Here is a 26,920-nt window from a genome sequence, read left to right as displayed (position 1 = left end):
CGATGACACCACACGCTTTGCCCCAGGAACCTCGCGCTTCGGCGCAGTCAGCGCCTTTGTGGCGCCTGCTGCAGGCCACGGCGGCTGCTGTGCAGGCGACACGTCAAGGTCGCTCTCTTACCGCGCAGCTCGACCATGTTCCGCACGAGCTGCGGCCGGGTGTGCAAGCCTTGAGCTTTCAGGTGCTCAGGCAACTCGGTCGTGCCACGGCGCTGCGCGAACTGCTGGCCGCCAAAACACCCCCCGCCGCAGGTGACGCGCTGCTGTGCACGGCACTGGCGTTGTGTTGGTCCGATGCTGATGCGCCTTACCCCATCCACACTTTGGTCAACCAAACCGTCGAGGCGGCGCGTAAACAGAGAACCACCCAAGCCCAGAGTGGCTTCATCAACGCCTGCCTGCGTCGTTTCAGGCGTGAACGCGAGGCCCTGGTCCTGCAAACCAGCACGGACCTGCAAGCCCAATGGAACCATCCGCGCTGGTGGGTCGAGCGCTTGCAAACAGACCATCCTCAGAACTGGCAGCAGCTCTTGGCGCAGGCACAACACGCCGCGCCCATGACACTGCGCGTGAACACCCGGCACCACACCGTCGCCGCTTATCAAGAGCAACTTCAGGCCATAGGGCTGCAGTCCAAGCCCGTGGGTGCACAGGGCTTGCAATTGGTCAAGGCGGTGCCTGTGAACCAGTTGCCTGGTTTTCCAGCGGGGCATGTTTCGGTGCAGGACGCTGCGGCCCAAGTGGCCGCGCCATTGTTGATGCAAGGTCTGGATGTCGCAAAACGATGGCGAATTCTGGACGCTTGTGCCGCCCCGGGTGGCAAAACCGGGCATCTGCTCGAGCTTTGCCCCCAGGCGCAAGTGCTGGCGCTGGATGTGGATGCAGCGCGCTGCGAGCGCATCCAGCAGAACTTGCAACGTGTGGGTCTGACTGCCCAAGTTCTGGCCGCCGACGCGGGTCAGCCTGCCTTGTGGTGGGATGGCGTGTTGTTTGACGCGGTTTTGTTGGACGCACCCTGCACGGCTTCGGGCATCGTGCGCAGGCATCCGGATGTGCGCTGGCTGCGCCGCCCCGCAGACAGCGCGCAATTGGCCCGCACCCAGGCAGCCTTGCTCAAGGCGCTTTGGCCCTTGGTCAAACCGGGCGGTCGCCTGCTGTATTGCACATGCTCGGTCTTCAAAGCCGAGGGTGACGAGACTGTGCAAGCGTTTCTTCAACGCAACACAGATGCCTTAATGCAGCCCTCTCCGGGGCATTTGATGCCCGGGCAGCACCCGGTTGGCCTGCCAGTCGAGCACAATCCATTGGGTGAACATGACGGGTTTTATTACGCATTGCTGGAAAAGCGCCTGGGCTGAGCTCTGGCGTCGGGGTGGCTGCGTCCTGGCGGCCTGGCTGTTTGCTGCGTCTTCAGTCTTGGCCCAAACCTCCACGGTGGAACTGACCGAGTTGCGTCCCGAGAGGCGCGATGCTGCGCTGTACCTGACGGCGCAACTCAAACTCGAGCTGGGTCCAGCGGTAGAAGATGCGCTGGTCAAGGGGCTGGCGGTTCATTTTGTCGCCGAGGCTGAGGTTTTGCGGGACCGTTGGTATTGGTATGACCGTAAAGTGGGTGCGGCCACGCGCTACTACCGGCTCGCTTTTCAACCCCTGACACGCCGTTGGCGCTTGAACGTCTCGAACGAGCCGATTTCCGGCACAGGCTTGGCGGGCAGCATTTCACAAAATTTCGAGACTTTGCCCGAAGCTTTGGACGTGATTCGGCGCCAATCGGGTTGGAAAGTGGCGGACATGGCCGATCTGGACGTGGAGGCGCGGCAATACATGACCTACCGTTTCCGGCTGGACATGTCGCAACTGCCGCGACCTTTTCAGATCGCAGCAGGCAATCAGACCGAATGGACTTTGTCCGTGGCGCGGCAGATGCGCCTGACCGCTGACATGGTGCGCTGAGATGGGGCTGTCGATCAATCGGTCTAGCAAGCATGCTCAGCGGGCCTCGCGAACCAGCCGTTGGTTGCTTGGCTTGGGCGCATTGGCAATGGTGGTGATTGGTTTGGGTTTGCTGGTGTTGATGACCCAGGCCACAGGTAACCGCGAAAGGTACAACCAGAATTACGAGTGGTTGGCGCTGATCAATGCCGTGGTGGCCAGTGGCTTGCTGATCACCATCTTGTGGGGCGCGGTCAAATTGTTGCTGCGACTGCGGCGTGGCCAATTCGGCTCTCGCTTGCTGGTCAAGCTCGCGGGTATTTTTGCTTTGGTGGGTGTGATCCCCGGTGTGCTGATTTACGTGGTGTCTTACCAGTTTGTCTCGCGATCAATCGAAAGCTGGTTTGACGTGAAGGTCGAGGCGGCGTTGGTGGCCGGTCTTAACCTGGGACGCGCCACGCTCGACACACTGAGCACCGATCTGTCCAAACAAGCGCGTGTCGCTGCAACGCAATTGAGCGATGTGCCCGATGTGAGTGCCGGTATCGCCTTGGAAAAAATCCGGGAACAAATCGGTGTCAGTGATGTGGTGCTCTGGACGTCCAGTGGACGCATGGTGGCCAGCGCCGGACAATCCCGATTTCAAATTCGCCCAGAGCGCCCCCCTCTGCAACAGCTTAAAGTGGCTCGTCAAAAGGGTAGCGTCGAATGGGTGGAAGGTTTTGATGAAGCCATTTCCGGAGGTGATAAAGGCCGCATCACGGCGCTGGTCTTACTGCCCCAGTCAGGCCTGGCATTTGACGAAGGCCGACGCCTGCTGCAAGTGACGCAAGACTTGCCGCCAACTTTGGTGAACAACGCACTGGAAGTGCAAGCAGCCTATCGCGAGTACCAAGAGCGAGCCCTGGCACGCGATGGCTTGCGACGGATGTACATCGGTACGTTGACGCTCAGTTTGTTTTTGGCGGTGCTCGGTGCCATCTTGCTGGCAGTCGTTCTGGGTAACCAGTTGGCGCGACCGTTGCTCTTGCTTGCGCATGGTATGCGTCAGGTGGCTTCTGGCGATTTGACGCCTAAGCTGGCCTTGCAGGGTAAAGATGAACTGGGGGGCTTGACCCGCTCTTTTGCAGATATGACGCAACAGCTGCTGGATGCCCGAACCCATGTGCAGCGCAGTCTGGTGCAGCTGGACACGGCGCGTGGGAACTTGCAAACCATCCTCGACAATTTGACGGCTGGCGTCATGGTGTTGGACGCGCAAGGCGTGATCCAGTCGGCCAACCCCGGAGCGACACGCATCTTGCGTGTGCCTGTGGCGGCACACCAGGGCTTGCCTTTGCCAAATTTGCCCGGGTTGGAAAGTTTTGCACAAGGTGTGGCCGAACAATTTGCCACGCTGCGCTTGGACAAAGATGCACACGAGCTGGACCATTGGCAAAAATCGTTTGAGATTCATACGACAGGCCAGGGCTTGACCGAAACTGCTGTGACCTTGTTGGCCCGCGGCGCCGTGTTGCCAGACGGTATGCGCCTCTTGGTGTTTGACGATATTTCTGAAATCGTTTCCGCAGAGCGTGCGCAAGCTTGGGGGGAGGTGGCCAGACGTTTGGCCCACGAGATCAAAAATCCGCTGACCCCGATACAGCTGTCTGCAGAGAGACTGCAGCGCAAACTGGTGGGCAAACTCGATGCCCAGGACGATGCGGTGCTCCACAAATCGGTCAAAACCATCGTGGACCAGGTGGACGCGATGAAGCGGCTTGTCAACGAGTTTCGTGATTACGCCCGCTTGCCCTCGGCTGATCTGAAGCCTGTGCAGCTCAACACCCTGATTTCTGATTTGATGGTTTTGTATGCCAACGAGCCTGCTGATCAAATTCCGCGTGCGCCAGTGGTCACGTCGCTCGACCCCGCATGTCCTCCGATTTTGGGTGACGAACAGCAGCTCAGGCAGGTGATTCACAACCTGCTTCAAAATGCACAAGACGCTTGCGAGATCAAAGGCGTGGTGCCGCAGGGTGCTCATGTGGGTCTGCGCACCGAGTGGAACGCTTCGCGCAACCGAGTTCGTTTGACTGTGACCGATACAGGTTCCGGTTTTGAGCCCAACATCCTCAAGCGTGCCTTCGAGCCTTATGTCACGACCAAAGCCAAAGGCACGGGTTTAGGCTTGGCGGTGGTGAAGAAAATCGCCGACGAACACGTTGCCAAAATTGAACTTGGCAATGTGATGCAAGATGGTGAGATCAAAGGTGCGCAAGTCTCGTTATCATTCGCACTGGAATCTACGGTGAGCAGCACACATCAGTTCACCCATTGAACAGAGACAAGACAGACGCTATGGCAAATATTTTGGTGGTTGACGACGAGCTGGGCATACGTGACCTGCTCTCAGAAATCCTGTTCGACGAGGGGCACCAAGTCGAACTCGCTGAAAATGCAGCCATGGCACGTGAAGCGCGTTTGCGCATGCGCCCCGATCTGGTGTTGTTGGACATTTGGATGCCCGATACCGATGGCGTCAGCCTCTTGAAGGAGTGGGCCACTGCGGGCCTGCTTAATATGCCCGTCATCATGATGAGCGGACACGCCACCATTGATACGGCCGTTGATGCCGTCAAGATTGGTGCACACGCTTTTCTTGAAAAACCGATCACCTTGCAAAAACTGTTGACCGCTGTGGAACAGGGGTTGGCACGTGACCAAGTGAAACAGGCTATCGTTTCTGCTTCCGCATCCCACACTGCGCTGTTGTCATCTACCCTGGCACATGGGGAAGTGATCAGCGCGGCACTGGCCGTGCAGCAAACTTTTGACCTTGATCGTCCACTGCGCGAAGCCCGTGATGCGTTTGAGAAAGCTTACTTTGAATTCCATCTCGCCCATGAAGCCGGCTCAATGACCAAAGTGGCCGAGAAGACCGGTCTTGAACGCACGCACCTCTACAGAAAGCTCAAGCAGTTGGGGGTGGATTTGTCCCGAAGCAAGCGTCTCGGTTGATTTGCCTCGACTTCTGCAAAAAGGCGACCTTGGCTCTGCTATAATTTCAATTCTGGCCCGGTAGCTCAGTTGGTAGAGCAGCGGATTGAAAATCCGCGTGTCGATGGTTCGATTCCGTCCCAGGCCACCAGTTCTACACCGCAAGTACGCAAGTGCTTGCGGTGTTTTACTTTGTGGGCTCAGTTTCGCACGGGTGATGCCAACCCTGTCTACACCGGGTAAAGGCTGGGCTGATGGCGTCTGCGGTTTGGGATATGGCGCAAGCGCCAAAGAAAAAGCCGCTCGAAAGCGGCTTTGTAGATGCAGCTGAAAGATCAGTTGCGTGTATCGCGGTAACCGCTGCCATAGCCAGTGCTTGGCTCTTTTGGCTTGGAAATGTTCACCACGATAGAGCGGCCGCTGACCGACATGCCGTTCAGGCCAGTGATTGCGGCTTGGGCTTCCTCGGCGCTGGACATTTCAACAAAGGCAAAACCTTTGGAGCGGCCTGTGTCGCGGTCCATCATGACTTTGGCCGACAGAACGCCGCCAAATTCAGAAAAGTTTTGACGCAGGCTGGCGTCGTCGATGGTGTAGGGCAGGTTGCCCACGTAAATTTTGCTGCTCATGGTTGAGCCTTTCAGAGAGGTGGCGTGCAGGTTTGGAAACAAACCCTGCAAGCAGGAAATGGCAGTTTCTGGATGGATTCCGCCGGGAAAAGTGCATGGCCTGACGGCTTCAGCACATTTGTTGGGGTGATGGCGCGGCTTGAAGCCAGGCGCGCGTCATCTCAATGACGCGGTTAGCTTGTTGTCGTGTGAAGGTGCACTCCGGCCTGAAGGAGAGTGTCGTGGGCAAAGTGACGTGTGAGCCCAAGGGAGTCAGAGAAGAAAAAATCAAAGTCAATCAAATCGCGAGCCATCCAAGGGCCTCGCAGAGCTGTGAGAAAAATAAATGCCCTGCAGCTCAACAGGACATGGTGTTCGATGTGAATCGACTCAGTTCAGCGTATTCAAGTGAGGGACGCTGTTTGCAGGTTTATCAATTCCTACAAACTTGATTTTATTTCCAATTCGAATACAAGTCAATCTTTTTATTCTCGTTGGTTTTAAAGTGGGTGACTTATGCGTCATGCAGGATGCCGTCATGCACCTGCAGGGCGCCACTTCGCGCCAGTTCGTCCAGCATCATGTCCAGCCAGGTGTGTACATCGTGGCCTTGACCAAAGCGGTGGTGCAGGTCATTCACATAGGGCACTTGCAGGGCCCATTGGCTGAATTCGGCTTTGGAGATTCGCCCCCACTCGAGCAGTTTGAACTTGAGCAGGACCTTGGCGCCATAACGGGCATGGCGTTCGGGATTTCGCACAAAACTTTCAAGCTTGCTGCGGGCCAGGACCAACGCGGGCGCCACTTCTGTGAAAACCGCACCATGCCCTGGGATGACGATGGCCGGTTGGAGCCGCTCGATCAGGTCCAGGGTCTGGCCGACTTCGTCGAAAGCGTCAATGCCTACCAACTCGGGAAATACCACGCCAAAACCGTTTTGCCAGAGGGCATCGGCCGACATCAGAATGCGGTGTTCTGGTGCGAACAAAATGACCGAGTGCGGGTCGTGTCCGGGGGCGGCGTGGACTTGCCATTCCATGTTCGCCCAGCGGTGGCTGCTGCCGGGTTGTAGCAAGCCTGAAAACTTGAAAGGCGGGCAGTTTTGGCCTGTAGGCTTGTAGCTGAGTGCGTCTTCGCGCCAGATTTGAACATCGGGCGCCGAGCCGGGCGGTATCCAGGTTTGCAAGGCGGGGTAGCGCGCTTGCAGGGCCTGGTTACCGCCGCAGTGGTCGCTGTGCAGGTGCGTGTTGGCCAGTTGGTCCAGCGCTCGGCCTTGCAGCCCGTGTTCAATCAAGGCCAGCGTCTGCGCCTGATGGGAGACGTAGCCGCTGTCCACGAGCGTAGCGCTGCCTTCATCGCACAGCAGCACATTGTTGGCGGACAACCAGCCGCGCTCGAAAACGGTCACGCCCGCAGGTAAGGTGATTAAAGAGCTCATGCTGCCCGGCGCACTCAGTTCATTTGTGGCTGCGCAATTCGCGGCGCAAGATTTTGCCTACGTTGGATTTGGGCAGTTCATCGCGGAACTCGATGTACTTGGGGCGCTTGTATCCGGTCAGGTTCTCCTGGCAAAAGCGAGAGACGGCCTCCTCGGTCAGCAGGGGGTCGTTGCGCACCACAAATGCCTTGATGGTTTCGCCCTGCATGGTGTCTGCAATGCCGACCACGGCGCACTCCACCACCCCAGGGCAGGTCGAAATGACGTTTTCCAGCTCGCTGGGAAAGACGTTGAAGCCGCTCACGATGATCATGTCCTTCTTGCGGTCAACGATCCGCGTGAAGCCGTCGTGGTCCATGATGCCGACGTCGCCTGTGCGCATGAAACCATCGGCGGTGAAGGTCTTGGCATTTTCTTCGGGCTGGTTGTAATAGCCTGTCATCACGTTGGGGCCGCGGATGCAGATTTCGCCAGAACTGCCCACGGGCAGGCTGTTGCCCGTATCGTCCTTGATCGCGATGTCGATGCTGGGCAGGGGCAGACCGATGTTGCCGCTGAAATGGGTTTGCGTCACGGGGTTGTTGGTGCCGATGGCGCAGGTCTCGCTCATGCCCCAGCCTTCGATCATGGCGCTGCCCGTGGCTGCTTGCCAATGCTTGGCCGTGCCTTCGGAGGCCGCCATGCCGCCAGCCTGGGTGAGCTTGAGGGATGAAAAGTCGATGGTCTTGAACATCGGGTGTTGCATCAGCGCATTGAATAGCGTGTTCACTCCTGGCAACATGTGGAACGGGCGCTGCTTGAGCACTTCGATGAATTTGCCAAAGTCACGCGGGTTGGGCACCAGCGTCAGGTGCGAGCCTTGGCGGATCGCCAGCAGGCACAGCGTCAGCGCGAAGATGTGGTACAGCGGCAAGGCGGCGATGCTGTTGACTTTGCGCAGGTCACCAATGCTGGCCAACGCGGGAGAGAACCAGCCTTCTGCTTGCAAGATGGCCGCAACGATGTTGCGGTGGGTGAGCACCGCGCCCTTGGACAGACCCGTAGTGCCGCCGGTGTACTGCAAAAACGCCGTATCGTCCAGGGTTTGGGGTGTGGGCTTCAGGTTCAGATGTCGGCCTTGTGCAATGGCTTTCTTGAACGGTGTGGCCGTTCTTCCGCCCGTCAGCGGCAACTCGAATTCGGGCACCATCTTGGCCAGGTGGCGAACGGCAAAAGTCATCCAGCGCCCATACCAAGGGCCCAACAAGTCGCCAATGGAGGCCACCACCACATGCTGCACGCTGGTGTGCTCGATCACGTCCTGCAACGTTGCGGCGAAGTTTTCCAAAATGACAATGCTGGTGGCACCCGAGTCCTTGAGTTGGTGCTGCAGCTCGCGTGCGGTGTACAAGGGGTTCACGTTCACACAGGTGTAGCCGGCGCGCAAGACAGCGGCCATGGTCACGGCAAACTGCGGCAAGTTGGGCAGCATGATGGCCACGCGACTACCAGCAGGCAGGCCCTTGGCTTGTAGCCACGCACCCAAGGCTTTGGAGAGTTCGTCCAGCTCCTTGTAGCTCATCCAGCGGTCCATGCAGACCGAAAAGGGGCTGTTGCCGTGCTCCCGAAATGCCCGCTCCAGCAAGTCCGTCAAGCTGCTGTACTGCTGGGGGTCAATGTCGTGCGGGACACCGGGGGGGTAATTCTTCAGCCAGATACGTTCCATCGTTTGCTCTCCTTGATGCGCTGATTGTGGCCAACTGCGCGTGAAAGTGTGATCGGGCAATTCCTGAGTGAGGCCTGTGCGGGTCCCACACGCGACAAAGGGCATGGCAAAAGGGGGCCGCTGACAAGGCCAGGGCGTTGGGTGCAGAATGAGGGGAAACCCGTAATTCGAATGAACTCAAAACCCAACCCCTCTTTTGGATTCTGGCGGCAACTTTGGCGGCGCTGGGTTTCGGCTGTCCCCACGGGAGCGGGTGCAGGGGCGAAGACGGCGTTGGGCGGGGGGTGGATACCGATCCGTACCTTGTCTCCCCGCCACAAGCCACGCATCCTGAAGCATTTGCTGAATCTGAAGCCGGAAGACCGTTATTTGCGTTTCGGTTATCCGGCCACAGACGAACAAATTGCGCGATATGTCGAAGGCTTGAATTTCAAGCGTGACGAAATTTTTGGGGTTTTCAACCGTCGTTTGGAGCTGGTGGCCATGGCGCATTTGGCGTTTTCGGTCGATCCTCAGTGGGCCACTTGCGCTGAATTCGGTGTGTCGGTCTCCTCCCATCAGCGCGGCAAAGGCTTGGGTGTCCGTCTTTTCAATCATGCCGTGATGCATGCCCGAAACGAGGGGGTGAGCATGATTTTCATCCACGCTTTGAGCGAGAACGTGGCCATGCTCAAAATTGCCCGTCATGCCGGGGCCACGGTCCAGCGCGACGGTAGCGAAAGCGAGGCCTACCTGTCCTTGCCCGAGGCCACCTTGGACAGCCAGCTCAGCGGACTGATGCAAGAGCAGATGGCCGAGTTGGACTACCAGCTCAAAATGCAGGCCCACCAGTTTCGCGAGTGGCTGGCCACGGTGCAAGAGATCCGTCAAGGTGTGCGAGACGCACGCCACTCTTCACACAAGCCCTAGTTTGGCGGCTTGTCATTTGAATCCGCTATCCTAGAGGCTTGGTAACAACCGCATGTCCTGCATTTTCTGACTGTGTCCGACCCTTATCCTGCGCGCTCCGTTGAACGCGAAGACAAGCGCAGTTTTCTGCAAAAGCTCGCCGAATTCATCCATCCCGGTCCCGACTCGACCGACGAGTTGATCGAAACCCTGGCCGAGGCCGAGGACAACCACATCATCAATGCCGAGAGCCGTCTCATGCTGGAAGGTGTGATCCGGATGGCCGACATGACCGCAGGCGATGTGATGGTGGCCGCTCCCCGGATGGATTTGCTCAACATTGAAGACCCGTTCGACCAGTTGCTGCACCAGGTGATTGAGACCGCACATTCGCGTTTCCCGGTCTACGAAGGCGAGACTGAAAACATCATCGGCATCTTGCTGGCCAAGGACTTGCTCAAGCTCCAGCGGGCCCCGGAGTTGAACATCCGAGCTTTGCTGCGCCCGGCCGTGTTTGTGCCCGAGAGCAAGGGCCTGAACGATTTGTTGCGCCAATTCCGTGACAACCGCAACCACCTGGCCATCGTCATCGACGAGTTTGGCCGCACCGCAGGACTGATCACCATCGAGGACGTGCTGGAGCAGATCGTCGGCGAGATCGAGGACGAATTCGACATCGCCGATGACGAGGGTGATATTTTTGGCCTGCCCGACCGCAGCTTCCGCGTCAGTGGCGACACGTCATTGGAACGCGTGAGTGAGGCCTTTGGCGTAGACCTTCAAGAAGCGCGCGAGGATGCTGAAGGTCCGGACTTCGACACCATTGGTGGCTTGATCGCCCATGAAATGGGGCATGTGCCGCGCCGGGGCGAAAAATACATTTTGGCGGGCCTGCAGTTTGTGGTCCTGCACACCCGTGCTGGCGCTGTGCGCTGGTTCAAGGTCTCGCCGGTGGCCACGGCAGCCGCCCCAGAGCAAAAGGCATGAATTTCGGCCCTGAGCGCGCCCGCGGCTTGTCTACCGTGTGGCCCGCTTTGGCCGGTGCAGCCCACGCCGCATCGATCGCCATGCCCGGCAGTGGCCAAGCCCAGGGCTGGCTGCAGGTCCTGAGCTTGACCGCGTTGGCGGCTGGCTTGGCCGGCATGGCCCGTCACACACCTTCAGCCCGTGCTACACACCGACAAGCCGCCTGGTCGGGCGGGGTGTTTGCCACGGCTTGGCTTGCTGGCAGCTTTTGGTGGCTGTATGTGTCCATGCACGATGTGGGGGGCCTGCCTGCACCTTTGGCCGCAGCGGCGGTGCTGGCTTTGGCGGCCGCATTGGCGCTGTATTACGCCGCTGCCTGTGCTGTTTGGTTGGCCCTGGCACGCCATGCGCTGGTGCAAAGGCCAAGCGCTGCCAGTGTGTTGTTTGCCGCACTGTGGACCTTGGCCGAGCTCATGCGCGGGCGCTGGTTAACCGGTTTTCCCTGGGGTGCGGGCGGTTACGCGCACGTCGATGGCGTGCTGTCGGTTTGGGCGCCTTGGGTGGGTGTTTACGGTATGGGCGCTTTGGCCGCTTGGCTGGCGATGCGCTTGGCCTTGTCGGGTTGGCGGCTGCGGTCTCTCAAACCACTGATCGGTTTGGGCCTGGTGTCCTGGGGGCTACAGGTTTGGGGGCCCAGTTTCACCACCTCTGCCGGAGTAGGGCAGGTGGCTTTGCTGCAGGCCAATATTTCCCAAAGTGCCAAGTTTGACGCGGCCAGCGGCATCCGTGACGCGCTGCAGTGGTACGACGCGCAGCTGCGCGCCAACCAGCAGCCGCTGGTGGTGGCCCCCGAAACCGCGATTCCTTTGTTGCCGCGTCATTTGCCAGAAGGGTACGAGGCGGGCTTGCGACAGCATTTTGCGCAGTCGGACCGATCCATGGCGCTGGTTGGCTTGCCTTTGGGCAGCCTGGCCGAGGGCTATACCAACTCGGTGTTGGCGCTGCAGCCTGCCGGTTTGCCGGATTACCGCTACGACAAGGCGCATCTGGTGCCTTTTGGTGAGTTCGTGCCGCCCGGTTTTGTCTGGTTTGTGCGCATGATGAACATTCCTTTGGGCGATTTCCGCTCGGGTGGCTGGGACCAGCCTTCTGTGGCTTGGCAGGGCCAGCGTCTGGCGCCCAACGTCTGTTATGAAGACCTGTTTGGCGAAGAACTGGCCCGGCGTTTCAAAGACCCGGCCACCGCGCCCACGGCCTTGGTCAATGTGAGCAACATCGCCTGGTTTGGCGACACGCTGGCGGTGGACCAGCACCTGAACATTTCGCGCATGCGTGCCATGGAGCTGGGTCGGCCCATGCTGCGGGCTACCAACACCGGGGCCACGGCCATCATCGACCACCAGGGACGTGTCACGCACCAGCTGCCACGCTTCACCCGAGGCAGTCTGACAGGCTCTTTTGAGGGGCGTCATGACCTCACGCCCTTTGCCCGCTGGGCCGCAGCATGGGGTTTAGGGCCGCTGTGGGCGCTGTGTTGTGCGGTCGTGGCTTGGGCATTTTGGAAGCGGCAAAGGCCGTAAAATCAAGGGTTCGCGCAAAGCTTGCGCCCATCCAACCCTGGCCAGCTCGCAGCTGGCTCCGCTTCGGCCATGTTGACCTTCCAGCAAATCATTTTGAAACTGCAGCAGTACTGGGACGCCCAGGGCTGCGCCTTGCTCCAGCCCTACGACATGGAAGTCGGCGCGGGCACTAGCCACACCGCCACGTTTTTGCGCGCTATTGGCCCCGAGCCCTGGAAAGCCGCCTACGTGCAGCCCAGCCGCCGCCCCAAGGACGGTCGCTACGGCGAAAACCCCAACCGCCTGCAGCACTACTACCAATACCAAGTGGTGCTCAAGCCCGCGCCAAGCAACATCCTGGAGCTGTACTTGGGCAGCTTGGAAGCGCTGGGCTTTGACCTGAAGAAAAACGACATCCGTTTCGTCGAAGACGATTGGGAAAACCCCACACTCGGGGCCTGGGGCCTGGGCTGGGAAGTCTGGCTCAATGGCATGGAAGTCACGCAGTTCACTTATTTCCAGCAAGTGGGCGGCATCGACTGCAAGCCGATCACCGGCGAGATCACCTACGGCCTGGAGCGCCTGGCCATGTATTTGCAGGGCGTGGACAACGTCTACAACCTGCAATGGACCGATGGACTGACCTACGGCGACGTGTACAAACAAAACGAGGTCGAGCAATCGACCTACAACTTTGAGCACAGCGATGCCGAGTTTTTGTTCACCGCCTTTGGTGCCCATGAAAAGCAGGCCCAGCACCTGATGGGCGCACAGCTGGCACTGCCTGCGTACGAGCAGGTGCTCAAGGCCGCGCACACCTTCAACCTGCTGGACGCGCGCGGCGCGATCAGCGTGACCGAGCGTGCCGCCTACATCGGTCGCATCCGCAACCTGGCCCGCAGCGTGGCCCAGAGCTATTACGACAGCCGTGAACGTCTGGGCTTCCCGATGGCCCCGCGCGAGTGGGTCGCGCAGATGCCCAAGAAGGCCGCCTGAGAGGAACAAGAACAATGACAACACAAAACCTTCTCGTTGAACTCTTTGTGGAAGAGCTGCCGCCCAAGGCACTCAACAAATTGGGGGCTGCTTTTTCGGGTGTACTGGCCGAACAACTCAAGGCCCAAGGCCTGGCGGCGGCCGACGCGGTGGTGACCGCTTTTGCTTCGCCACGCCGCCTCGCCGCGCATATGACCGCTGTGGCCGCGCAAGCTGCCGACAAGGCCGTGCAGCAAAAGCTCATGCCCGTAGCCGTGGGCCTGGACGCGGCAGGCAACGCCACCCCTGCGCTGCTGAAAAAACTGCAAGCTCTGGGCGCGGATGTGAGCGATCCGGCAGTTGCTGTGGCTGCGCTCAAGCGCGCACCCGATGGCAAGGCCGAAGCCCTGTTCTATGACAGCGTGGTCAAGGGCGCTTCGCTGCAAGTGGGTTTGCAAAAAGCTTTGGAAGAAGCGTTGGCCAAGCTGCCCATCCCCAAGGTCATGCAGTACCAGCTGGAAACAGACTGCGAACTGCCGGGCTGGAGCAGTGTGAACTTTGTGCGCCCCGCGCACAGTCTGATGGCCCTGCATGGCTCCACCGTGGTGCCGGTCAAGGCACTGGGCCTGACAGCGGGCAACAGCACCCAAGGCCACCGCTTTGAAGCCCAAGTCTCGCCCGTGGTCTTGCCGCACGCCGACCAGTACGACGAAGTGCTCAAGCGCGATGGCTCGGTCATTGCCAGCTTTGCCGAGCGCCGCGCCGAGATCGTGCGCCAGCTGAATGCGGCTGCGGCCAAGGTGGGTGGTGGTGCCAAGCCCATCGAAGACGAAGCCTTGCTGGACGAAGTGACGGCCCTGGTCGAGCGTCCCAATGTGCTGACCTGCCAGTTCGAGAAGGAATTCCTCGACGTGCCGCAGGAGTGTCTGATCCTCACGATGAAGGCCAACCAGAAATATTTTCCTTTGATCGATGCCTCGGGCAAGCTGACGAACCGTTTTTTGGTGGTGAGCAACATCACGCCCGACGACGCTTCGTTTGTGATCGGCGGCAACGAGCGCGTGGTGCGTCCGCGCCTGGCCGATGCCAAATTCTTCTTCGACCAAGACCGCAAAAAGACGCTCGAATCGCGCGTTGAAGGCCTGTCCAAAGTGGTGTACCACAACAAGTTGGGCACACAAGGCGAGCGTATGGCCCGTGTCTGCGCCATCGCCAAAGCCATTGGCCAGCAAGTGGGTGGCGATGCGCTGGCGCAGCAAGCCGAGCAGGCCGCGCGCCTGGCCAAGACCGATTTGCTGACCGACATGGTGGGCGAATTCCCCGAGTTGCAAGGCATCATGGGCGGCTATTACGCCCGCCACGATGGCCTGTCCACCGAGGTGGCCGAGGCGATTGAAGACCACTACAAGCCCCGCTTTGCCGGTGACGAGTTGCCACGCAACAACGTGGGCCTGGTGGTGGCGCTGGCCGACAAGCTCGAAACATTGGTCGGCATGTTCGGCATTGGCAACGTGCCCACGGGCGACAAAGACCCGTTTGCGCTGCGCCGCCATGCCCTGGGCGTGATCCGCATGCTGATCGAGAAAGACGTGGTGCTGGGCTTGCCTGAATTGCTGGCGCTCTCGGCGCCCGTGTTTGGCGACAAGATTTCGGGCGGTGCGGATGCGCTGATCGACTTCATCTACGACCGCCTGGCCGGCAGCCTGCGCGAGCAAGGCTTCAGTGCGCAAGAAGTCGACGCCGTCATGGCCCTGCGTCCGGCCCGTTTGGGCCAGGTCAACCAGTTCCTGTCGGCCGTGCGCGCCTTTGCTGCGCTGCCCGAAAGCCCGGCCTTGGCCGCCGCCAACAAGCGCATCGGCAACATCCTGAAAAAAGCCGGTGAGGTGGATGCCCACGTCAACCCCGCCTTGCTGCAAGAAGAGGCCGAGAAGGGCTTGTACGCAGTGATGCAAAGGCTACTGCCCGAATCCGAGGCCCAGTTCAAGGCGGGCGACTACACCGCCAGCCTCCAAACCTTGGCCGCACTGCGCGCACCGGTCGACGCCTTCTTTGACGATGTGATGGTGAACGCCGAAGAAATGGACCTGCGCCTGAACCGCCAGGGTCTGCTCAAATCTTTGCATGTGGCCATGAACCGCGTGGCCGACTTGTCGCGTCTGGCCGCCTGATCGCTGAACGGCCATGCCCCTCAAACTCGTCATCCTCGACCGCGACGGCACCATCAACCGGGTCAGTGACGAGTTCGTCAAGTCACCCGAGGAGTGGCATCCGCTGCCCGGTGCGCTGGAGGCGATCAGCCGCCTGAACCATGCGGGCTTTCATGTGGTGCTGGCGACCAACCAGTCCGGGCTGGGCCGTGGCCTGTTTGACATGGCTGCACTCAACGCGGTACATGCCCACATGATCAAGTCGCTGGCGGCTGTTGGTGGACGCATCGATGCGATTTTTTACTGCCCGCACACCCCGGACGAGGGTTGTGGTTGCCGCAAGCCCTGGCCAGGGCTGTTTGCGCAAATTGCCGAACGCTATGGGATATCGCTCGAAGGGGTGCCCTGCATCGGCGACAGCCTGCGCGATATGCAGGCGGCCGAAGCGTCTGGTTGCGTGCCGCATCTGGTGTGTACAGGACGACACCCCGATTTGCTGGGGCAGCCACTGCCTGAAGGCTTTCCGGCCACAACCCGTGTACACGCCGATCTGGCGGCCTGCGCAGACCATTTGCTGGGCGCTGCAGCTTTGCACACGCCATCGGCATGAGCCATCTTTTATGAACTTCATCCGCTCTTTTGCCCATCTGCTGTGGATGGCCATCACCGTTATCCCATGGGCCTTGTTTGTGGTGGCGATTTCCTACTTCGTCAGCAGCACCCGCCTGTACTGGATTTGCGTGGGCTGGCTGCGCCTGGCGGTGAACAGCGGCACCCGGATTTTGGGCATTGAAAACCGCATCCAGGGCATGGAGAACCTGCCTTTGGGCACCCGCGACCCGGCTGTGTTGCTGGTCAAACACCAGTCCACCTGGGAGACCTTTGTGATGCCCGCGATCATGCCGCACCCGCTGGCCTATGTGTTCAAAAAAGAGTTGCTGAGCGTGCCGTTTTTCGGCTGGGCCATGGGCCGTCTGGACATGATCCACATCGACCGCAAGCAGCGCTCACGCGCTTTTGCCAAGGTGGTGCAGCAAGGCCGTCGCCTGATGGAAGAAGGCGTTTGGGTCATCATGTTCCCCGAAGGCACGCGCATCCCGCGTGGCCAAAAGGGTGAGTACAAAAGCGGCGGCGCGCGTTTGGCTATCGCAGCTGGCGTGCCGGTGATCCCAATTGCCGTCACTTCGGCGCGCTGCTGGCCCACACGCGCTTTCGTCAAAAAGCCAGGCGTGGTCGACATCTCGATTGGTCGCGCCATTCCCAGTGAAGGACGTAGCGCAGACGAGCTCATGCTCGAAGTCGAGACCTGGATCGAGGCCGAAATGCACCGCCTCGACCCCGAGGCCTACCCGGCGCCAGCCGGTCACTGATCCACACCGGGCCAGACATGCGCACGCCTGTGCAGTTTGTGCTGGACCTCTTCACCGGGGGTGATCCACTGCCGCCGGACCCTGTCAAGCCCCCTGCAGCACCCAAAGCCCTGCCACAGGCCGCTGCCGGCTTCACGCACCCTGCGGCCAACCGCCATGCGCAGCTGCAGGGCGTGGCGGTGTCTTATCGTTTTGAGCGTTCACGCCGCAAAAGCATCGGCTTTTTGGTGGGGCCCGATGGGCTGGTGGTGCGTGCACCCAACTGGGTGACGCTGCGCGAGGTGGACGCCGCCGTGCAGGAGAAAGCCAGCTGGATCGTGGCCAAGTTGCAGCAGTTCAAAGAGCGGCAGACCGAACAGTTTCAAAAAGCCATTGAGTGGCGCCACGGGGCCGAGGTGCCATTTTTGGGCCGCACGGTGCAGCTGTGTGTGCTCGAGCGCGGCGTGGGCCGGGTGCGGGGTCAGGACGTTCCCGCGGACCAGTTGTTGCCGGTGACGGTGCCACCGGGCGCCAGCGTGGCCCAGGTGCGCGACGCGGCCCAGGTGTGGCTGAAAAAGCAGGCCAAGGTCTTGTTTGAAGAGCGTCTGCACCACTTTGCGCCGCTGTTGGGCGTGCGCTGGCAAAAGCTCAGCCTGTCGAGCGCCAGCACGCGCTGGGGCAGCGCCCGCACCGACGGCCACATTCGCCTGAACTGGCGGCTCATCCACCTGCCCATCAGCCAGATCGATTATGTGGTGGTGCATGAGCTGGCGCACTTGCGCGAGATGAACCACAGCCCGCGCTTTTGGGAAACCGTGGGCGAGGTCATGCCCGACTACGTCCAGCGCCGCCAAGCCTTGCGCCAGGCGCCGGTGGACCTGAAAGAGGATTGAGGCGGCCTTGGGTGTTCCAGCGAACAGCCCGCAGCAGACGCATTTTTTAAAGTGGCTCTTCACGCAGGCGTGGCGTTTGCGCAGGAGAGAACATGACCCCTTACCAGCACTGTGTGTCCGGCTTTTTTGTCAAGCAGGAAGAGGCCGAGTCGGCGCTGGCCGAATTGGTTCACCGCGGCATTCCGACGCAGCAGCTGGCGCTCTATGTCCAAGACCCGCAGGACTTGCAAACGGCGGCATCGACCCACAGCCCATCGGTTCTGAAGAACACCCGCATCAACCCTGGCGCAGGGGCTGCCATCGGGTCCGGCATAGGCGATGCAGGTGACGTGGCGCTCGCCACCCACAGCGTGACCTTGTTTGTGGCGAGCCCCTTGATTGCGCCGCTGGCCATGATGGGCTGGCGGGCCAGCTTGGGCGCTGGCGTGGGGACGGTGGCGGGCGCCATTTGTTTCAACAAGCCAGACGGCAAGCTGGCCGATTTGGTGGCCGATGCCATCCAGAGCGGGCAGGTGGTGTTGATGGTGACCACCCGCACCGAGCAGCAAACCAGCGTGGCCATCGACATCATCCAGTCGGCTGTGGGCAGTTACCAGGATGAAGCTTGGCGCAGGGGCTGTGCCAGCCTTTGATGGCGTGTCCGCAAGGGCCAGCGTGGTCTGGCGCGCAGACCGGAGCCAGGGTGTCCACCTAAGCTGGCCCACAGTCCCAAAAGAATGTCCGATCGATGCAACGCCTCCAGTCTTTGCGTGCGGCTTTGCTGCGCGCCCTGCCGCCCCATGTGTTTCGAGCTAACCCGCCGCGCCTGAGCGCTGTGGATGTGCCCTTGCGCGCCGAGCTGTTCAGTGCCGAGCAGATGGCGCGCCATGGCAAGACCCTGGCACAAACGCACCACCTGAGTGCCGAGTCGGGTCACGACACCTTGCTGCTGCGCCTGGAAGACAACGAGGAGATGCTGCAATCGGCGTGTACCCAGTTGCTGGAGTCGGTGGGTTTGAACAGGCGCATCACGCCGGCCAGCGAGTGGCTGCTGGACAACTTTTACCTGATTGAAGAGCAGATCTTCACCGCGCGCGCCCACTTGTCTAAACGCTATGGCCGTGCGCTGCCGGTGTTGGCCAATGGTCCATCCCGGGGCTTGGCGCGGGTCTATGACATTGCGCTGGAGGTGATCGCCCACGGTGACGGGCGCATCGATCCCGAAAACCTGACCCGCTTCGTCGCGGCTTACCAGTGCGTGTCCGAGTTGACACTGGGCGAGCTGTGGGCCATTCCCATCATGCTGCGTCTGGCGTTGATCGAAAACCTGCGCCGCATCGGGGTGCGTGAGGCGCAAAGCATGGTCGAGCGTAACCGCGCCAGCGTGTGGGCCGAGCAGATGCTGCAGGTGGCCGAACACGACCCGAAAAGTCTGATCCTGGTGATCTCGGACATGGCACGCGACACCCCCACGCTGGGGCATACCTTTGTGGCCGAGTTGGCACGTCGTTTGCAAGGTCACAGCACTGCCCTGGCCTTGCCCTTGAGCTGGATTGCGCAGCGCCTGTCGGAGGTGGACCAGACGATCGAGCAGATGGTGCATTTTGAAACCCAGGGCCAAGCGATCAACCAGGTGTGCATCAGCAACAGCATCGCCAGCCTGCGCCTGCTCAGTGCCACAGACTGGCGCGACTTTGTCGAAGCCATGAGCGGTGTGGAGCGTCAACTGCGCGAAGACCCCGCAGGCGTGTATGCACGCATGGATTTCGGCACACGCGATAGCTACCGCCACGTGGTCGAGCGCATCGCCCGCCACAGTGCTCTGACCGAATCCGAGGTGGCGCGCCATGCCGTGCAGCTGGCGCGCCAATCGGTCCGCATCCACCAGGCGCAGCCGATCAACCCGGCCGCTTCGACGCCTGACGCCATGGACCATGTGGGCTATTACCTGGTGGGTGACGGACGGACACTTTTGGAGCGCGCCGCACAGGTGCAGTACGGCTGGCAGGTGTTGCTGCAACGCTGGGCCCGCACGGTGCCTGTGCCGCTGTACTTGGGCGCCATCGCTTGGTTGACGGTGCTGGCCAGTGCGGTGCTGCTGCCGGCTGCACGGGGGCAAGGTCTGACACGTTGGCAGTGGTTGGTGATGGGGGTGGCCGCCTTGCTGGCCACCAGCCAACTGGCTGTGACGCTGGTGAACTGGGCCGTGTGCCAGTGGGTCAGGCCGAAGGTGTTGCCGCGCCTGGACTTTTCTGCCGGCATGGTGCCTGAGGCGCGCACCTTGGTGGTGGTGCCCAGCATGCTGACCAGCCCGGCCGGCGTGCACGCGTTGGTCGAAGCGCTGGAGGTGCGCTTTTTGGCTAACCAGGACCCGCACCTGCACTTTGGTCTGCTGACCGACTGGGCCGATGCGCCCACCGAGCACTGCGAAGGCGATGCCGCCTTGCTGGCGCTGGCCAGTGAAGGCATCGACGCGCTCAACCGGCAATACCCTGGGGTGGGGCAAGACACATTTTTCCTGTTCCACCGCCCGCGCCTGTGGAACCCGCAAGAGCGGATGTGGATGGGTTATGAACGCAAGCGCGGCAAGCTTGGTGCGCTGAATGCTTTGCTGCGCGGCCAAGCCGATGCCGGCTTTTTGAAAGTGGTGGGCCATACGGCGCCCTTGCAGCAGGTGCGTTACGTGATCACGCTGGACACCGACACCCAGTTGCAACGTGACACCGCGCGCAAGCTGGCGGCCACCTTGGCCCATCCGCTGAACCAGCCGCGGCTCGACCCGGTCAGCCGTTGCGTCAAGTCGGGCTATGGCATCTTGCAGCCACGCATGGCGGTGAGCCTGCAAAGCACCAACCGCTCGCGCTATGCACGGCTGATGGGCAGCGAGGCGGGGGTCGACCCGTACACCCGTGCTGTGTCGGATGTGTACCAGGATCTGTTTCAAGAGGGCTCGTTCATCGGCAAAGGCATTTACGATGTGGACGCCTTTGAGGCCGCATTGCACCAGCGTTTTCCGGAAAACCGCATCCTCAGCCACGACCTGCTGGAAGGCTGTTATGTCCGTTCGGGTTTGATCAGCGATGTGCAGCTCTACGACGATTACCCGGCCCGCTACGACAGCGACGTCAAACGCCGCATGCGCTGGATACGTGGGGACTGGCAAATCGCGTCGTGGTTGTTTTCGCGGGTGCCGGGCCCGAGCGGGCGGCGTTTGAAAAACCCGCTCAGTCTGCTGTCGCAATGGAAAATCCTGGACAACCTGCGCCGCAGCCTGGTGGCCCTGAGCCTGCTGGTTTTGCTGCTGCTGGGCTGGACGCAGTTGGCGCAGCCAGGGCTTTTGACGCTGGGTGTGCTGAGCCTGCTGCTGGTGCCAGCGCTCACCAGTGCCGTGGGCCTGGTGCGCAAACCGGCTGAACTGCCTTGGCGCTTGCATGTGCGCAGTGTGCTGCAAGTGTTGTGGGAGCACCTGGCACAGGCCGCCCTGGCGCTGGCGCTGCTGCCACACGAAGCCTGGTACAGCCTGAGTGCGATGGCCCGCACCCATGTGCGTTTGCTGCTCACGCGCCGCCGTTTGCTGGAGTGGCAGGCCACCGACACCCTGCAAGAGACGGAAAGCGCCCAGGCAGCGCGCTGCCCGCCCGGCGGCTGGCGCGACCTGCTGCGCAGCATCTGGCAAATGGCATCGGCCCCTTTGCTGGCCTGGGCCACGGGGCTGACGCTCTGGGTTCTGCAGCCGGCCACGCTGGCGCTGGCCTGGCCGGTGCTGATGTGGTGGTGCGCTGCGCCACTGCTGGCCTGGTGGATCAGCCGGCCCTTGCCCCCGCGCCGTGAGCGACTCAGCCCCAACCAAACCCAATTCCTGCGCCGTCTGGCCCGGCGTACCTGGGTGTTTTTCGAACAGTACGTGACCGCACAAGACCACTGGCTGCCGCCCGACAACTACCAAGAGCACCCTGTGGCGGTGCTGGCCCACCGCACCTCGCCGACCAATATGGGTCTGTCGCTGCTGGCCAATGTGTCGGCGCATGACCTGGGCTACATCAGCGCAGGGGCTTTGCTGGCGCGCTGCGACCACGGTCTGCAAAGCATGCAGCGTCTGGAGCGCCACGCCGGCCATTTTTTCAACTGGTACGACACGCTGACCTTGGCGCCACTCATGCCGCGCTATGTGTCGTCGGTGGACAGTGGCAATCTGGCAGGCCACTTGTTGACCTTGCGTCCGGCTTTGCTCGCGCTGGCCGATCAGCCCATCGTGCACGCGCGCCTGTTTGAGGGCTTGCTCGATGTGCTGGGCAATCTCCAGCAGGCTTTGTCGCAGCAGGCCGATGCGCCTTTGCGTCAGGTGGTGGCGCATTTGACCGACCGGGTGGAGGCCGTCTGCGCCGTGCCGCCTTGCACACTGCAAGATGCGCTGCAAGCGCTGGCCAGCATCGAAGCTTTGTGCGCCAGCTTGCTGCGCCTACAGGACAGCCAGGCGGTGGCCGATGCCTTGCTCTATCCCTGGGTGCAAGCGCTGCTCGCCCAGTGCCGTGAACAGCAAGCCGATCTCTTGTGGCTTCAGCCACTCGGCCTGGCGCCGGGGGCGCGGCAGGATGTCCCAAGTTTGCGGGCCTTGGCCAACGAGGGCAGTGCCCCCGCGCAAGCGCGCATGGCGCAGCTCAACCAGTTGGCCCAGCAAGCCGCTGCGCTGGCGCAAGCCGATTACAGTTTTTTGTACAACCCCCAACGCCACTTGATGGCCGTGGGTTACAACGTGGACGAACACCGCCTGGACAGCGGCCACTACGACTTGTTGGCCAGCGAGGCGCGCTTGTGCAGCTTTGTGGCGATTGCCCAAGGCGCGGTGCCTCAAGACAACTGGTTCGCCCTAGGGCGGCTGCTGACCACCGCGGGGCAGAGCACGGCTTTGTTGTCCTGGAGCGGCTCGATGTTCGAGTATCTGATGCCCAATCTGGTCATGCCCAGCTATGCCAACACCTTGCTGGCACAGACAGGCCTGGCGGTGGTGCAGGCGCAAATCGATTACGGCGAGCAACACGACGTGCCTTGGGGCATTTCAGAGTCGGGCTACAACACGGTGGACGCGGCGCTCAACTACCAGTACCGCGCCTTTGGTGTGCCTGGGTTGGGCCTCAAACGCGGCCTGACCGAAGACCTGGTGGTGGCCCCTTATGCCTCGGCGCTGGCCTTGATGGTGCGGCCCGATGCCGCCTGCCGCAATTTGCAGCGCTTGGTGCAGGACGGCCTGCTGGGCGCTTGCGGCCTGTTTGAAGCCATCGACTATACCCCGGCGCGCTTGCCCCGTGGGCAAACGGGTGCCGTGGTGCGCTCTTACATGGCGCACCACCAGGGCATGAGCTTGCTGGCCTTGACTTCGGTGCTGCTGGACGAGCCGATGCAAAAACGTTTTGTCAGCGACCCCCAGTTTCAGGCCACCACGCTGCTGCTGCAAGAGCGCATTCCGAAGGCCGCAGTGTTCTTCACCCGCGTGCCCGAGCTGCCCGATGTGCGCAGCAGCACCCTGGGCCAGACCAGCCCGCTGCGCGTGCTGCACAAGCCCGATGCCACGCCCGAGGTGCACCTGTTGTCCAATGGCCGCTACCACGTCATGGTGAGTCAGTCGGGTGCTGGTTACAGCCGCTGGAAAGACCTGGCCATTACCCGCTGGCGCGAAGACGCCACGCGCGACAACTGGGGGTCGTTTTGCTATTTGCGCGATGTGAGCAGTGGCCAGTTCTGGTCGGCCACGCACCAGCCTACACTGCAAAAAAGCGACAGCTACGAAGCCATCTTCACCGAAGGCCGCGCCGAGTTCCGCCGGCGTGACCACGGTTTTGAGACGCACACCGAAATGGTGGTTTCGCCCGAGGATGACATCGAGCTGCGCCGCACCCACATCACCAACCGCAGCCGCACCCGCCGCACCCTCGAGATCACCAGCTATGCCGAGGTGGTGCTGGCGCCCGGCGCGGGCGACACCTTGCACCCGGCCTTCAGCAAGCTGTTTGTGCAGACCGAGATCGTGCGCGAGCGCCAGGCGCTTCTTTGCCACCGCCGTCCGCGCTCGGCGTCCGAGCCCTCGCTCTGGTTGTTCCATCTGATGGTGGTGCACGGGGCCGAGACGTCCAGCATGTCCTTCGAAACGGACCGCATGGCCTTCATTGGTCGCACTCGTTCTTTGGACGATCCGCAAGCGATGCATGCTGGGGCGTTGCTGACCGATTCGCAAGGCCCGGTGCTGGACCCGATCGTGGCCATCCGCCAGCGCATTACCTTGCTGCCGCAGCAAACCGTGAAGGTCGACATGGTGACGGGCGTGGCCGAGTCCCGCAGTCAAGCGCTGGATCTGGTCGACAAATACCGCGACGTGCACCTGGCCGACCGTGTGTTCGATTTGGCCACCACCCACGCCTGGGTCAACCTGCAGCAAATCAACGCGTCCGAGGCTGACGCGCAGCTGTTCGAGCGGCTGGCCAGCTCGGTGATTTACCTCAACCCGGTGCAACGCGCGCAGGCCACGGTGCTGGCGCACAACCGGCGTGGCCAGTCCGGTTTGTGGGGCTATGGGGTGTCGGGCGATTTGCCCATTGTGCTGCTGCAAATTCGCAGCGTGGACAACATCGAGCTGGTGCGCCAGCTGGTGCAGGCCCTGGCTTACTGGCGCCTCAAGGGTTTGGCGGTCGATTTGGTGATCTGGAACGAAGACCATGCCGGCTACCGCCAAGCCTTGCAGGAGCAGATCATGGACCTGATCGCGGCCGACTCCAAGGCCAACCTGAGCGAGCGGCCTGGCGGTGTTTTTGTGCGCTCGTCCGAACACATGCCGGCCGAAGACCGGGCCTTGTTCCAAGCCGTGGCCCGCATCGTCATCACCGACACCGAGGGCACGCTGCGCAACCAGGCCAGCCGCCACCTGGCCCGCCAGGCGCGCACCATGCCCGGCCCCTTCTTGCCCGTCTCAGGCGGTGCGCTTGCCGTCGCGGCCCCCGTGGTAAGGCATGACGCGGTGCCTTTGCAGTTTTTCAATGGTCTGGGGGGCTTTTCTGCCGATGGCCGCGAATACGTCATCCGCAGTGCGGTGCTGGCCGGTGTGGTGCAGCAAGGCACGCCGCTGCCCTGGGTCAATGTGATCGCCAATGCCCGGTTTGGCACCGTCATCTCGGAAAGTGGCAGCGCCTACACCTGGAGCGAAAACGCGCACGAGTTTCGCTACACGCCCTGGCACAACGACCCCGTGAGCGATACGCCGGGTGAGGCGATTTACCTGCGCGACGAGTTGTCCGGCGCCTTCTGGTCACCGACCGCCTTGCCGTGTGGCGGTGATGGCCTGCACGTCACGCGCCATGGCTTTGGCTACAGCGTGTTCGAGCACACTCAAGACGGCATCGAGAGCGAACTCACGGTGTTTGTGGATGTGGAGGCGGCGATCAAGTTCTCTCAATTGCGGGTGCGCAACCTGTCCGGGCGCAGCCGAAAACTCTCGGCCACCGGCTATGTGGAATGGGTGCTGGGCGATGTGCCGTCCAAGTCAGCCATGCATGTGAGCACCGAGATCGATCCCCAGAGTGGGGCGATTTTGGCGCGCAACCCTTACCACCCAGAATTTGGCGACCGCACGGCTTTCTTCGATGCGGACGGCGCCACCCTTGCCCACGGGGTGAGCGTGACCGGCGACCGGCGCGAGTTTTTAGGGCGCAATGGTTCCTTGCGCCAGCCGGCGGCCATGCAGCGGGTGGCCTTGTCTAACCGCGTGGGTTCGGGGCTTGACCCTTGCGCGGCGGTGCAGGTGCCTTTCGAGCTGGCCGATGGCCAGGATCGTGTGCTGGTCTTCCGGCTGGGCTCGGCCGGGCGGCGCGGCAAGGACGATGCCCGAGCGATGGTGCAAAATCTGCGCGAGCCACACACCGTGTCGTCGGCACTGCAAACGGTGCATGCCCACTGGCAGCAGACTGTGGGCGGAGTGCAGGTGCGCACGCCAGATGCCGCGCTCAATGTGCTGGCCAATGGCTGGCTGCTGTACCAGACGCTGGCGTGCCGCTTGTGGGCGCGCACCGGTTTTTACCAATCGGGCGGCGCTTTTGGTTTCCGCGATCAATTGCAGGACACCATGGCCTTGGTCCATGCGGCGCCCCAGTTGCTGAGGGCGCATTTGATGCTTTGCGCGGCGCGCCAGTTCCGCGAGGGCGATGTGCAGCACTGGTGGCACCCGCCGCAAGGCCGGGGGGTGCGCACGCAATGTTCGGACGATTACCTGTGGCTGGTTCAGGCCACCTGCCGTTATGTGCTGGCGACCGGTGACGCCCAAGTGCTGCAGGAAAGTGCGCCTTTTTTGGAAGGTCGTGCCCTCCACCCCGAAGAAGACTCGTATTACGACCTGCCCAGCGTGAGCGAGGACCGCGCCTCGCTCTACGAGCACTGCGTGCGCGCCATCCGAAATGGCCTGCGCAAAGGCGTGCACGGTTTGCCCTTGATGGGCTCGGGCGACTGGAACGACGGCATGAACCTGGTGGGTTTCAAAGGCCAGGGCGAGAGCATTTGGCTGGCCTTTTTCCTGTTCGATACGCTGCAGAAATTCAGCCCGCTGGCGCAGGCTTTCGGCGACGAAGCGTTTGCCAACGAGTGCCTGGCCGAGGCCGAACGGCTGCGCCAGGCGATCGATCAGCATGGCTGGGATGGTGCCTGGTATCGGCGCGCTTATTTCGACGATGGCACACCACTGGGCTCTGCCAGCAACGACGAATGTCAGATCGATTCTGTGACCCAGAGCTGGGCCGTGTTGTCAGGCGCCGGTGAGGCCACGCGCAAGCACAGCGCCCTGCATGCGTTACAAACACGCCTGGTGCGCCCTGAGCTGGGACTGATTCAGTTGCTGACCCCGCCGTTTGACCGCTCGGCGCTGGAGCCGGGTTACATCAAAGGGTATTTGCCAGGCGTGCGGGAAAACGGCGGTCAGTACACCCACGCCGCCATCTGGGCCGTGATGGCGTTCGCCATGCAAGGCGATGCGCGCTGGGCCTGGGCGTGCTTTGACCTGATCAATCCGGTGCACCACGGCCGCACGCCCGAGCAAGTGGCGCGCTACCAGGTGGAGCCCTATGTGGTGGCGGCCGACGTGTATGCGGTCACGCCGCACGAAGGGCGTGGTGGCTGGAGCTGGTACACCGGTTCGGCCAGCTGGATGTACCGTCTGATCTTGGAGTCTTTGCTGGGCGTCACGCGACAAGGCGCGTCGCTGCACTTCGCGCCCTGCCTGCCTGCGGATTGGCCTGGCTTTGCGCTGGACTACCGCTGGGGGCACACGGTGTATGCCATCGACGTGCAGCAGGTGGCGGACGGCCTGGCGGTGCGGGTGGTGCTGGACGGCTTGCCCCAGGATGGGCCCCGCTTGCCACTGCAAGACGACGGAGCGTTGCACACGGTGGTCGTTCAGGCGCCTATGCGGTTGCCGGCGCCGGCGCCGGCGCCGGGGTCGGGGTCGGGGTCGGGGTCGGGCTAGTGCCAG

At 61.7% G+C, this 26,920-nt stretch carries 17 protein-coding genes and 1 tRNA gene; 15 read left to right on the top strand and 3 right to left on the bottom strand.

Translation table 11 applies throughout. The features are described from left to right. Positions 1–2: 2 nt before the first annotated feature. The 5 genes from rsmB to ACHEXL_RS11775 all read left to right on the top strand — a co-directional run bounded on the left by rsmB (position 3) and on the right by ACHEXL_RS11775 (position 5,062). Positions 3–1,358, top strand: a complete 1,356-nt coding sequence (rsmB, locus tag ACHEXL_RS11795; RefSeq protein ID WP_416559632.1) for a 16S rRNA (cytosine(967)-C(5))-methyltransferase RsmB — start codon at positions 3–5, stop codon at positions 1,356–1,358. A gap of 58 nt (positions 1,359–1,416) precedes the next feature. Next, entirely contained in the window at positions 1,417–1,953 is a 537-nt protein-coding gene (locus tag ACHEXL_RS11790; RefSeq protein WP_416559631.1) for a DUF4390 domain-containing protein, read from the top strand. Between the two features lies 1 nt (position 1,954). Beyond that, complete coding sequence (locus ACHEXL_RS11785) at positions 1,955–4,252, top strand: sensor histidine kinase (RefSeq protein WP_416559630.1); 2,298 nt, start codon at positions 1,955–1,957, stop codon at positions 4,250–4,252. Between the two features lie 20 nt (positions 4,253–4,272). Continuing rightward, positions 4,273–4,932 carry a response regulator gene (locus tag ACHEXL_RS11780; RefSeq protein ID WP_416559629.1) on the top strand — a complete coding sequence of 220 codons (660 nt, stop codon included), beginning with the start codon at positions 4,273–4,275 and terminating at the stop codon, positions 4,930–4,932. A 54-nt stretch (positions 4,933–4,986) separates the two neighbouring features. Further along, a tRNA-Phe gene (locus tag ACHEXL_RS11775) sits at positions 4,987–5,062 on the top strand. A gap of 184 nt (positions 5,063–5,246) precedes the next feature. On the opposite strand, the gene ACHEXL_RS11770 is transcribed toward ACHEXL_RS11775, so the two are convergent. The 3 genes from ACHEXL_RS11770 to ACHEXL_RS11760 form a co-directional block, all read right to left on the bottom strand. Then, positions 5,247–5,540 carry an RNA recognition motif domain-containing protein gene (locus ACHEXL_RS11770; protein WP_019425964.1) on the bottom strand — a complete coding sequence of 98 codons (294 nt, stop codon included), beginning with the start codon at positions 5,538–5,540 and terminating at the stop codon, positions 5,247–5,249. Positions 5,541–6,033: 493 nt separating this feature from the next. After that, positions 6,034–6,957: an MBL fold metallo-hydrolase gene (locus tag ACHEXL_RS11765; RefSeq protein ID WP_416559628.1), complete on the bottom strand. Its 924-nt coding sequence runs from the start codon at positions 6,955–6,957 to the stop codon at positions 6,034–6,036. 19 nt (positions 6,958–6,976) lie between these two features. Continuing rightward, entirely contained in the window at positions 6,977–8,662 is a 1,686-nt protein-coding gene (locus ACHEXL_RS11760) for an AMP-binding protein (protein WP_416559627.1), read from the bottom strand. 171 nt (positions 8,663–8,833) lie between these two features. Here ACHEXL_RS11760 and ACHEXL_RS11755 point away from each other — a divergent pair, with 171 nt between their 5' ends. The 10 genes from ACHEXL_RS11755 (at position 8,834) to ACHEXL_RS11710 (ending at position 26,914) form a co-directional block, all read left to right on the top strand. Then, the gene (locus tag ACHEXL_RS11755; protein WP_416559626.1) at positions 8,834–9,571 is read left to right on the top strand and encodes a GNAT family N-acetyltransferase; all 738 of its coding nucleotides are present in this window, start codon (positions 8,834–8,836) and stop codon (positions 9,569–9,571) included. A 72-nt stretch (positions 9,572–9,643) separates the two neighbouring features. Further along, positions 9,644–10,537: an HlyC/CorC family transporter gene (locus tag ACHEXL_RS11750; protein WP_416559625.1), complete on the top strand. Its 894-nt coding sequence runs from the start codon at positions 9,644–9,646 to the stop codon at positions 10,535–10,537. Beyond that, a complete protein-coding gene (gene lnt / locus ACHEXL_RS11745; protein ID WP_416559624.1) occupies positions 10,534–12,096 on the top strand; it encodes an apolipoprotein N-acyltransferase in 1,563 nt (520 codons plus the stop codon). Before ACHEXL_RS11750 ends, lnt begins: the two co-directional genes overlap by 4 nt. Positions 12,097–12,165: 69 nt before the next feature. Further along, complete coding sequence (gene glyQ / locus ACHEXL_RS11740; RefSeq protein ID WP_108428485.1) at positions 12,166–13,071, top strand: glycine--tRNA ligase subunit alpha; 906 nt, start codon at positions 12,166–12,168, stop codon at positions 13,069–13,071. A 14-nt stretch (positions 13,072–13,085) separates the two neighbouring features. Continuing rightward, the gene (glyS, locus tag ACHEXL_RS11735; protein ID WP_416559623.1) at positions 13,086–15,218 is read left to right on the top strand and encodes a glycine--tRNA ligase subunit beta; all 2,133 of its coding nucleotides are present in this window, start codon (positions 13,086–13,088) and stop codon (positions 15,216–15,218) included. 13 nt (positions 15,219–15,231) lie between these two features. After that, complete coding sequence (gmhB, locus tag ACHEXL_RS11730) at positions 15,232–15,807, top strand: D-glycero-beta-D-manno-heptose 1,7-bisphosphate 7-phosphatase (protein ID WP_416559622.1); 576 nt, start codon at positions 15,232–15,234, stop codon at positions 15,805–15,807. 10 nt (positions 15,808–15,817) lie between these two features. Continuing rightward, positions 15,818–16,567: a lysophospholipid acyltransferase family protein gene (locus tag ACHEXL_RS11725; protein ID WP_416559621.1), complete on the top strand. Its 750-nt coding sequence runs from the start codon at positions 15,818–15,820 to the stop codon at positions 16,565–16,567. A 17-nt stretch (positions 16,568–16,584) separates the two neighbouring features. Further along, positions 16,585–17,439, top strand: coding sequence for a M48 family metallopeptidase (locus tag ACHEXL_RS11720; protein WP_416559620.1), 855 nt, complete (start codon positions 16,585–16,587; stop codon positions 17,437–17,439). A gap of 92 nt (positions 17,440–17,531) precedes the next feature. Beyond that, entirely contained in the window at positions 17,532–18,071 is a 540-nt protein-coding gene (locus tag ACHEXL_RS11715) for a hypothetical protein (RefSeq protein ID WP_416559619.1), read from the top strand. A 95-nt stretch (positions 18,072–18,166) separates the two neighbouring features. Next, positions 18,167–26,914, top strand: a complete 8,748-nt coding sequence (locus ACHEXL_RS11710; RefSeq protein ID WP_416559618.1) for a GH36-type glycosyl hydrolase domain-containing protein — start codon at positions 18,167–18,169, stop codon at positions 26,912–26,914. The last annotated feature ends 6 nt before the right edge of the window (positions 26,915–26,920 follow it).

The sequence above is a fragment of the Limnohabitans sp. YIMB22184 genome (assembly GCF_048020265.1).
Lineage (GTDB): Bacteria > Pseudomonadota > Gammaproteobacteria > Burkholderiales > Burkholderiaceae_C > Limnohabitans_A.
Note: the sequence above shows the minus strand (reverse complement) of the source record. Positions and strands in the feature narration are given on the sequence as shown.

Excerpts from the sequence above, each read along its gene's own strand:
- ACHEXL_RS11715 (WP_416559619.1), top strand. The coding sequence starts at position 17,532 with ATGACCCCTTACCAGCACTGTGTGTCCGGCTTTTTTGTCAAGCAGGAA.
- ACHEXL_RS11720 (WP_416559620.1), top strand. The coding sequence starts at position 16,585 with ATGCGCACGCCTGTGCAGTTTGTGCTGGACCTCTTCACCGGGGGTGAT.
- ACHEXL_RS11755 (WP_416559626.1), top strand. The coding sequence starts at position 8,834 with ATGAACTCAAAACCCAACCCCTCTTTTGGATTCTGGCGGCAACTTTGG.
- ACHEXL_RS11725 (WP_416559621.1), top strand. The coding sequence starts at position 15,818 with ATGAACTTCATCCGCTCTTTTGCCCATCTGCTGTGGATGGCCATCACC.
- gmhB (WP_416559622.1), top strand. The coding sequence starts at position 15,232 with ATGCCCCTCAAACTCGTCATCCTCGACCGCGACGGCACCATCAACCGG.
- rsmB (WP_416559632.1), top strand. The coding sequence starts at position 3 with ATGACACCACACGCTTTGCCCCAGGAACCTCGCGCTTCGGCGCAGTCA.
- lnt (WP_416559624.1), top strand. The coding sequence starts at position 10,534 with ATGAATTTCGGCCCTGAGCGCGCCCGCGGCTTGTCTACCGTGTGGCCC.
- ACHEXL_RS11770 (WP_019425964.1), bottom strand. The coding sequence starts at position 5,540 with ATGAGCAGCAAAATTTACGTGGGCAACCTGCCCTACACCATCGACGAC.
- ACHEXL_RS11760 (WP_416559627.1), bottom strand. The coding sequence starts at position 8,662 with ATGGAACGTATCTGGCTGAAGAATTACCCCCCCGGTGTCCCGCACGAC.
- ACHEXL_RS11780 (WP_416559629.1), top strand. The coding sequence starts at position 4,273 with ATGGCAAATATTTTGGTGGTTGACGACGAGCTGGGCATACGTGACCTG.
- ACHEXL_RS11785 (WP_416559630.1), top strand. The coding sequence starts at position 1,955 with ATGGGGCTGTCGATCAATCGGTCTAGCAAGCATGCTCAGCGGGCCTCG.
- glyQ (WP_108428485.1), top strand. The coding sequence starts at position 12,166 with ATGTTGACCTTCCAGCAAATCATTTTGAAACTGCAGCAGTACTGGGAC.
- glyS (WP_416559623.1), top strand. The coding sequence starts at position 13,086 with ATGACAACACAAAACCTTCTCGTTGAACTCTTTGTGGAAGAGCTGCCG.
- ACHEXL_RS11765 (WP_416559628.1), bottom strand. The coding sequence starts at position 6,957 with ATGAGCTCTTTAATCACCTTACCTGCGGGCGTGACCGTTTTCGAGCGC.
- ACHEXL_RS11710 (WP_416559618.1), top strand. The coding sequence starts at position 18,167 with ATGCAACGCCTCCAGTCTTTGCGTGCGGCTTTGCTGCGCGCCCTGCCG.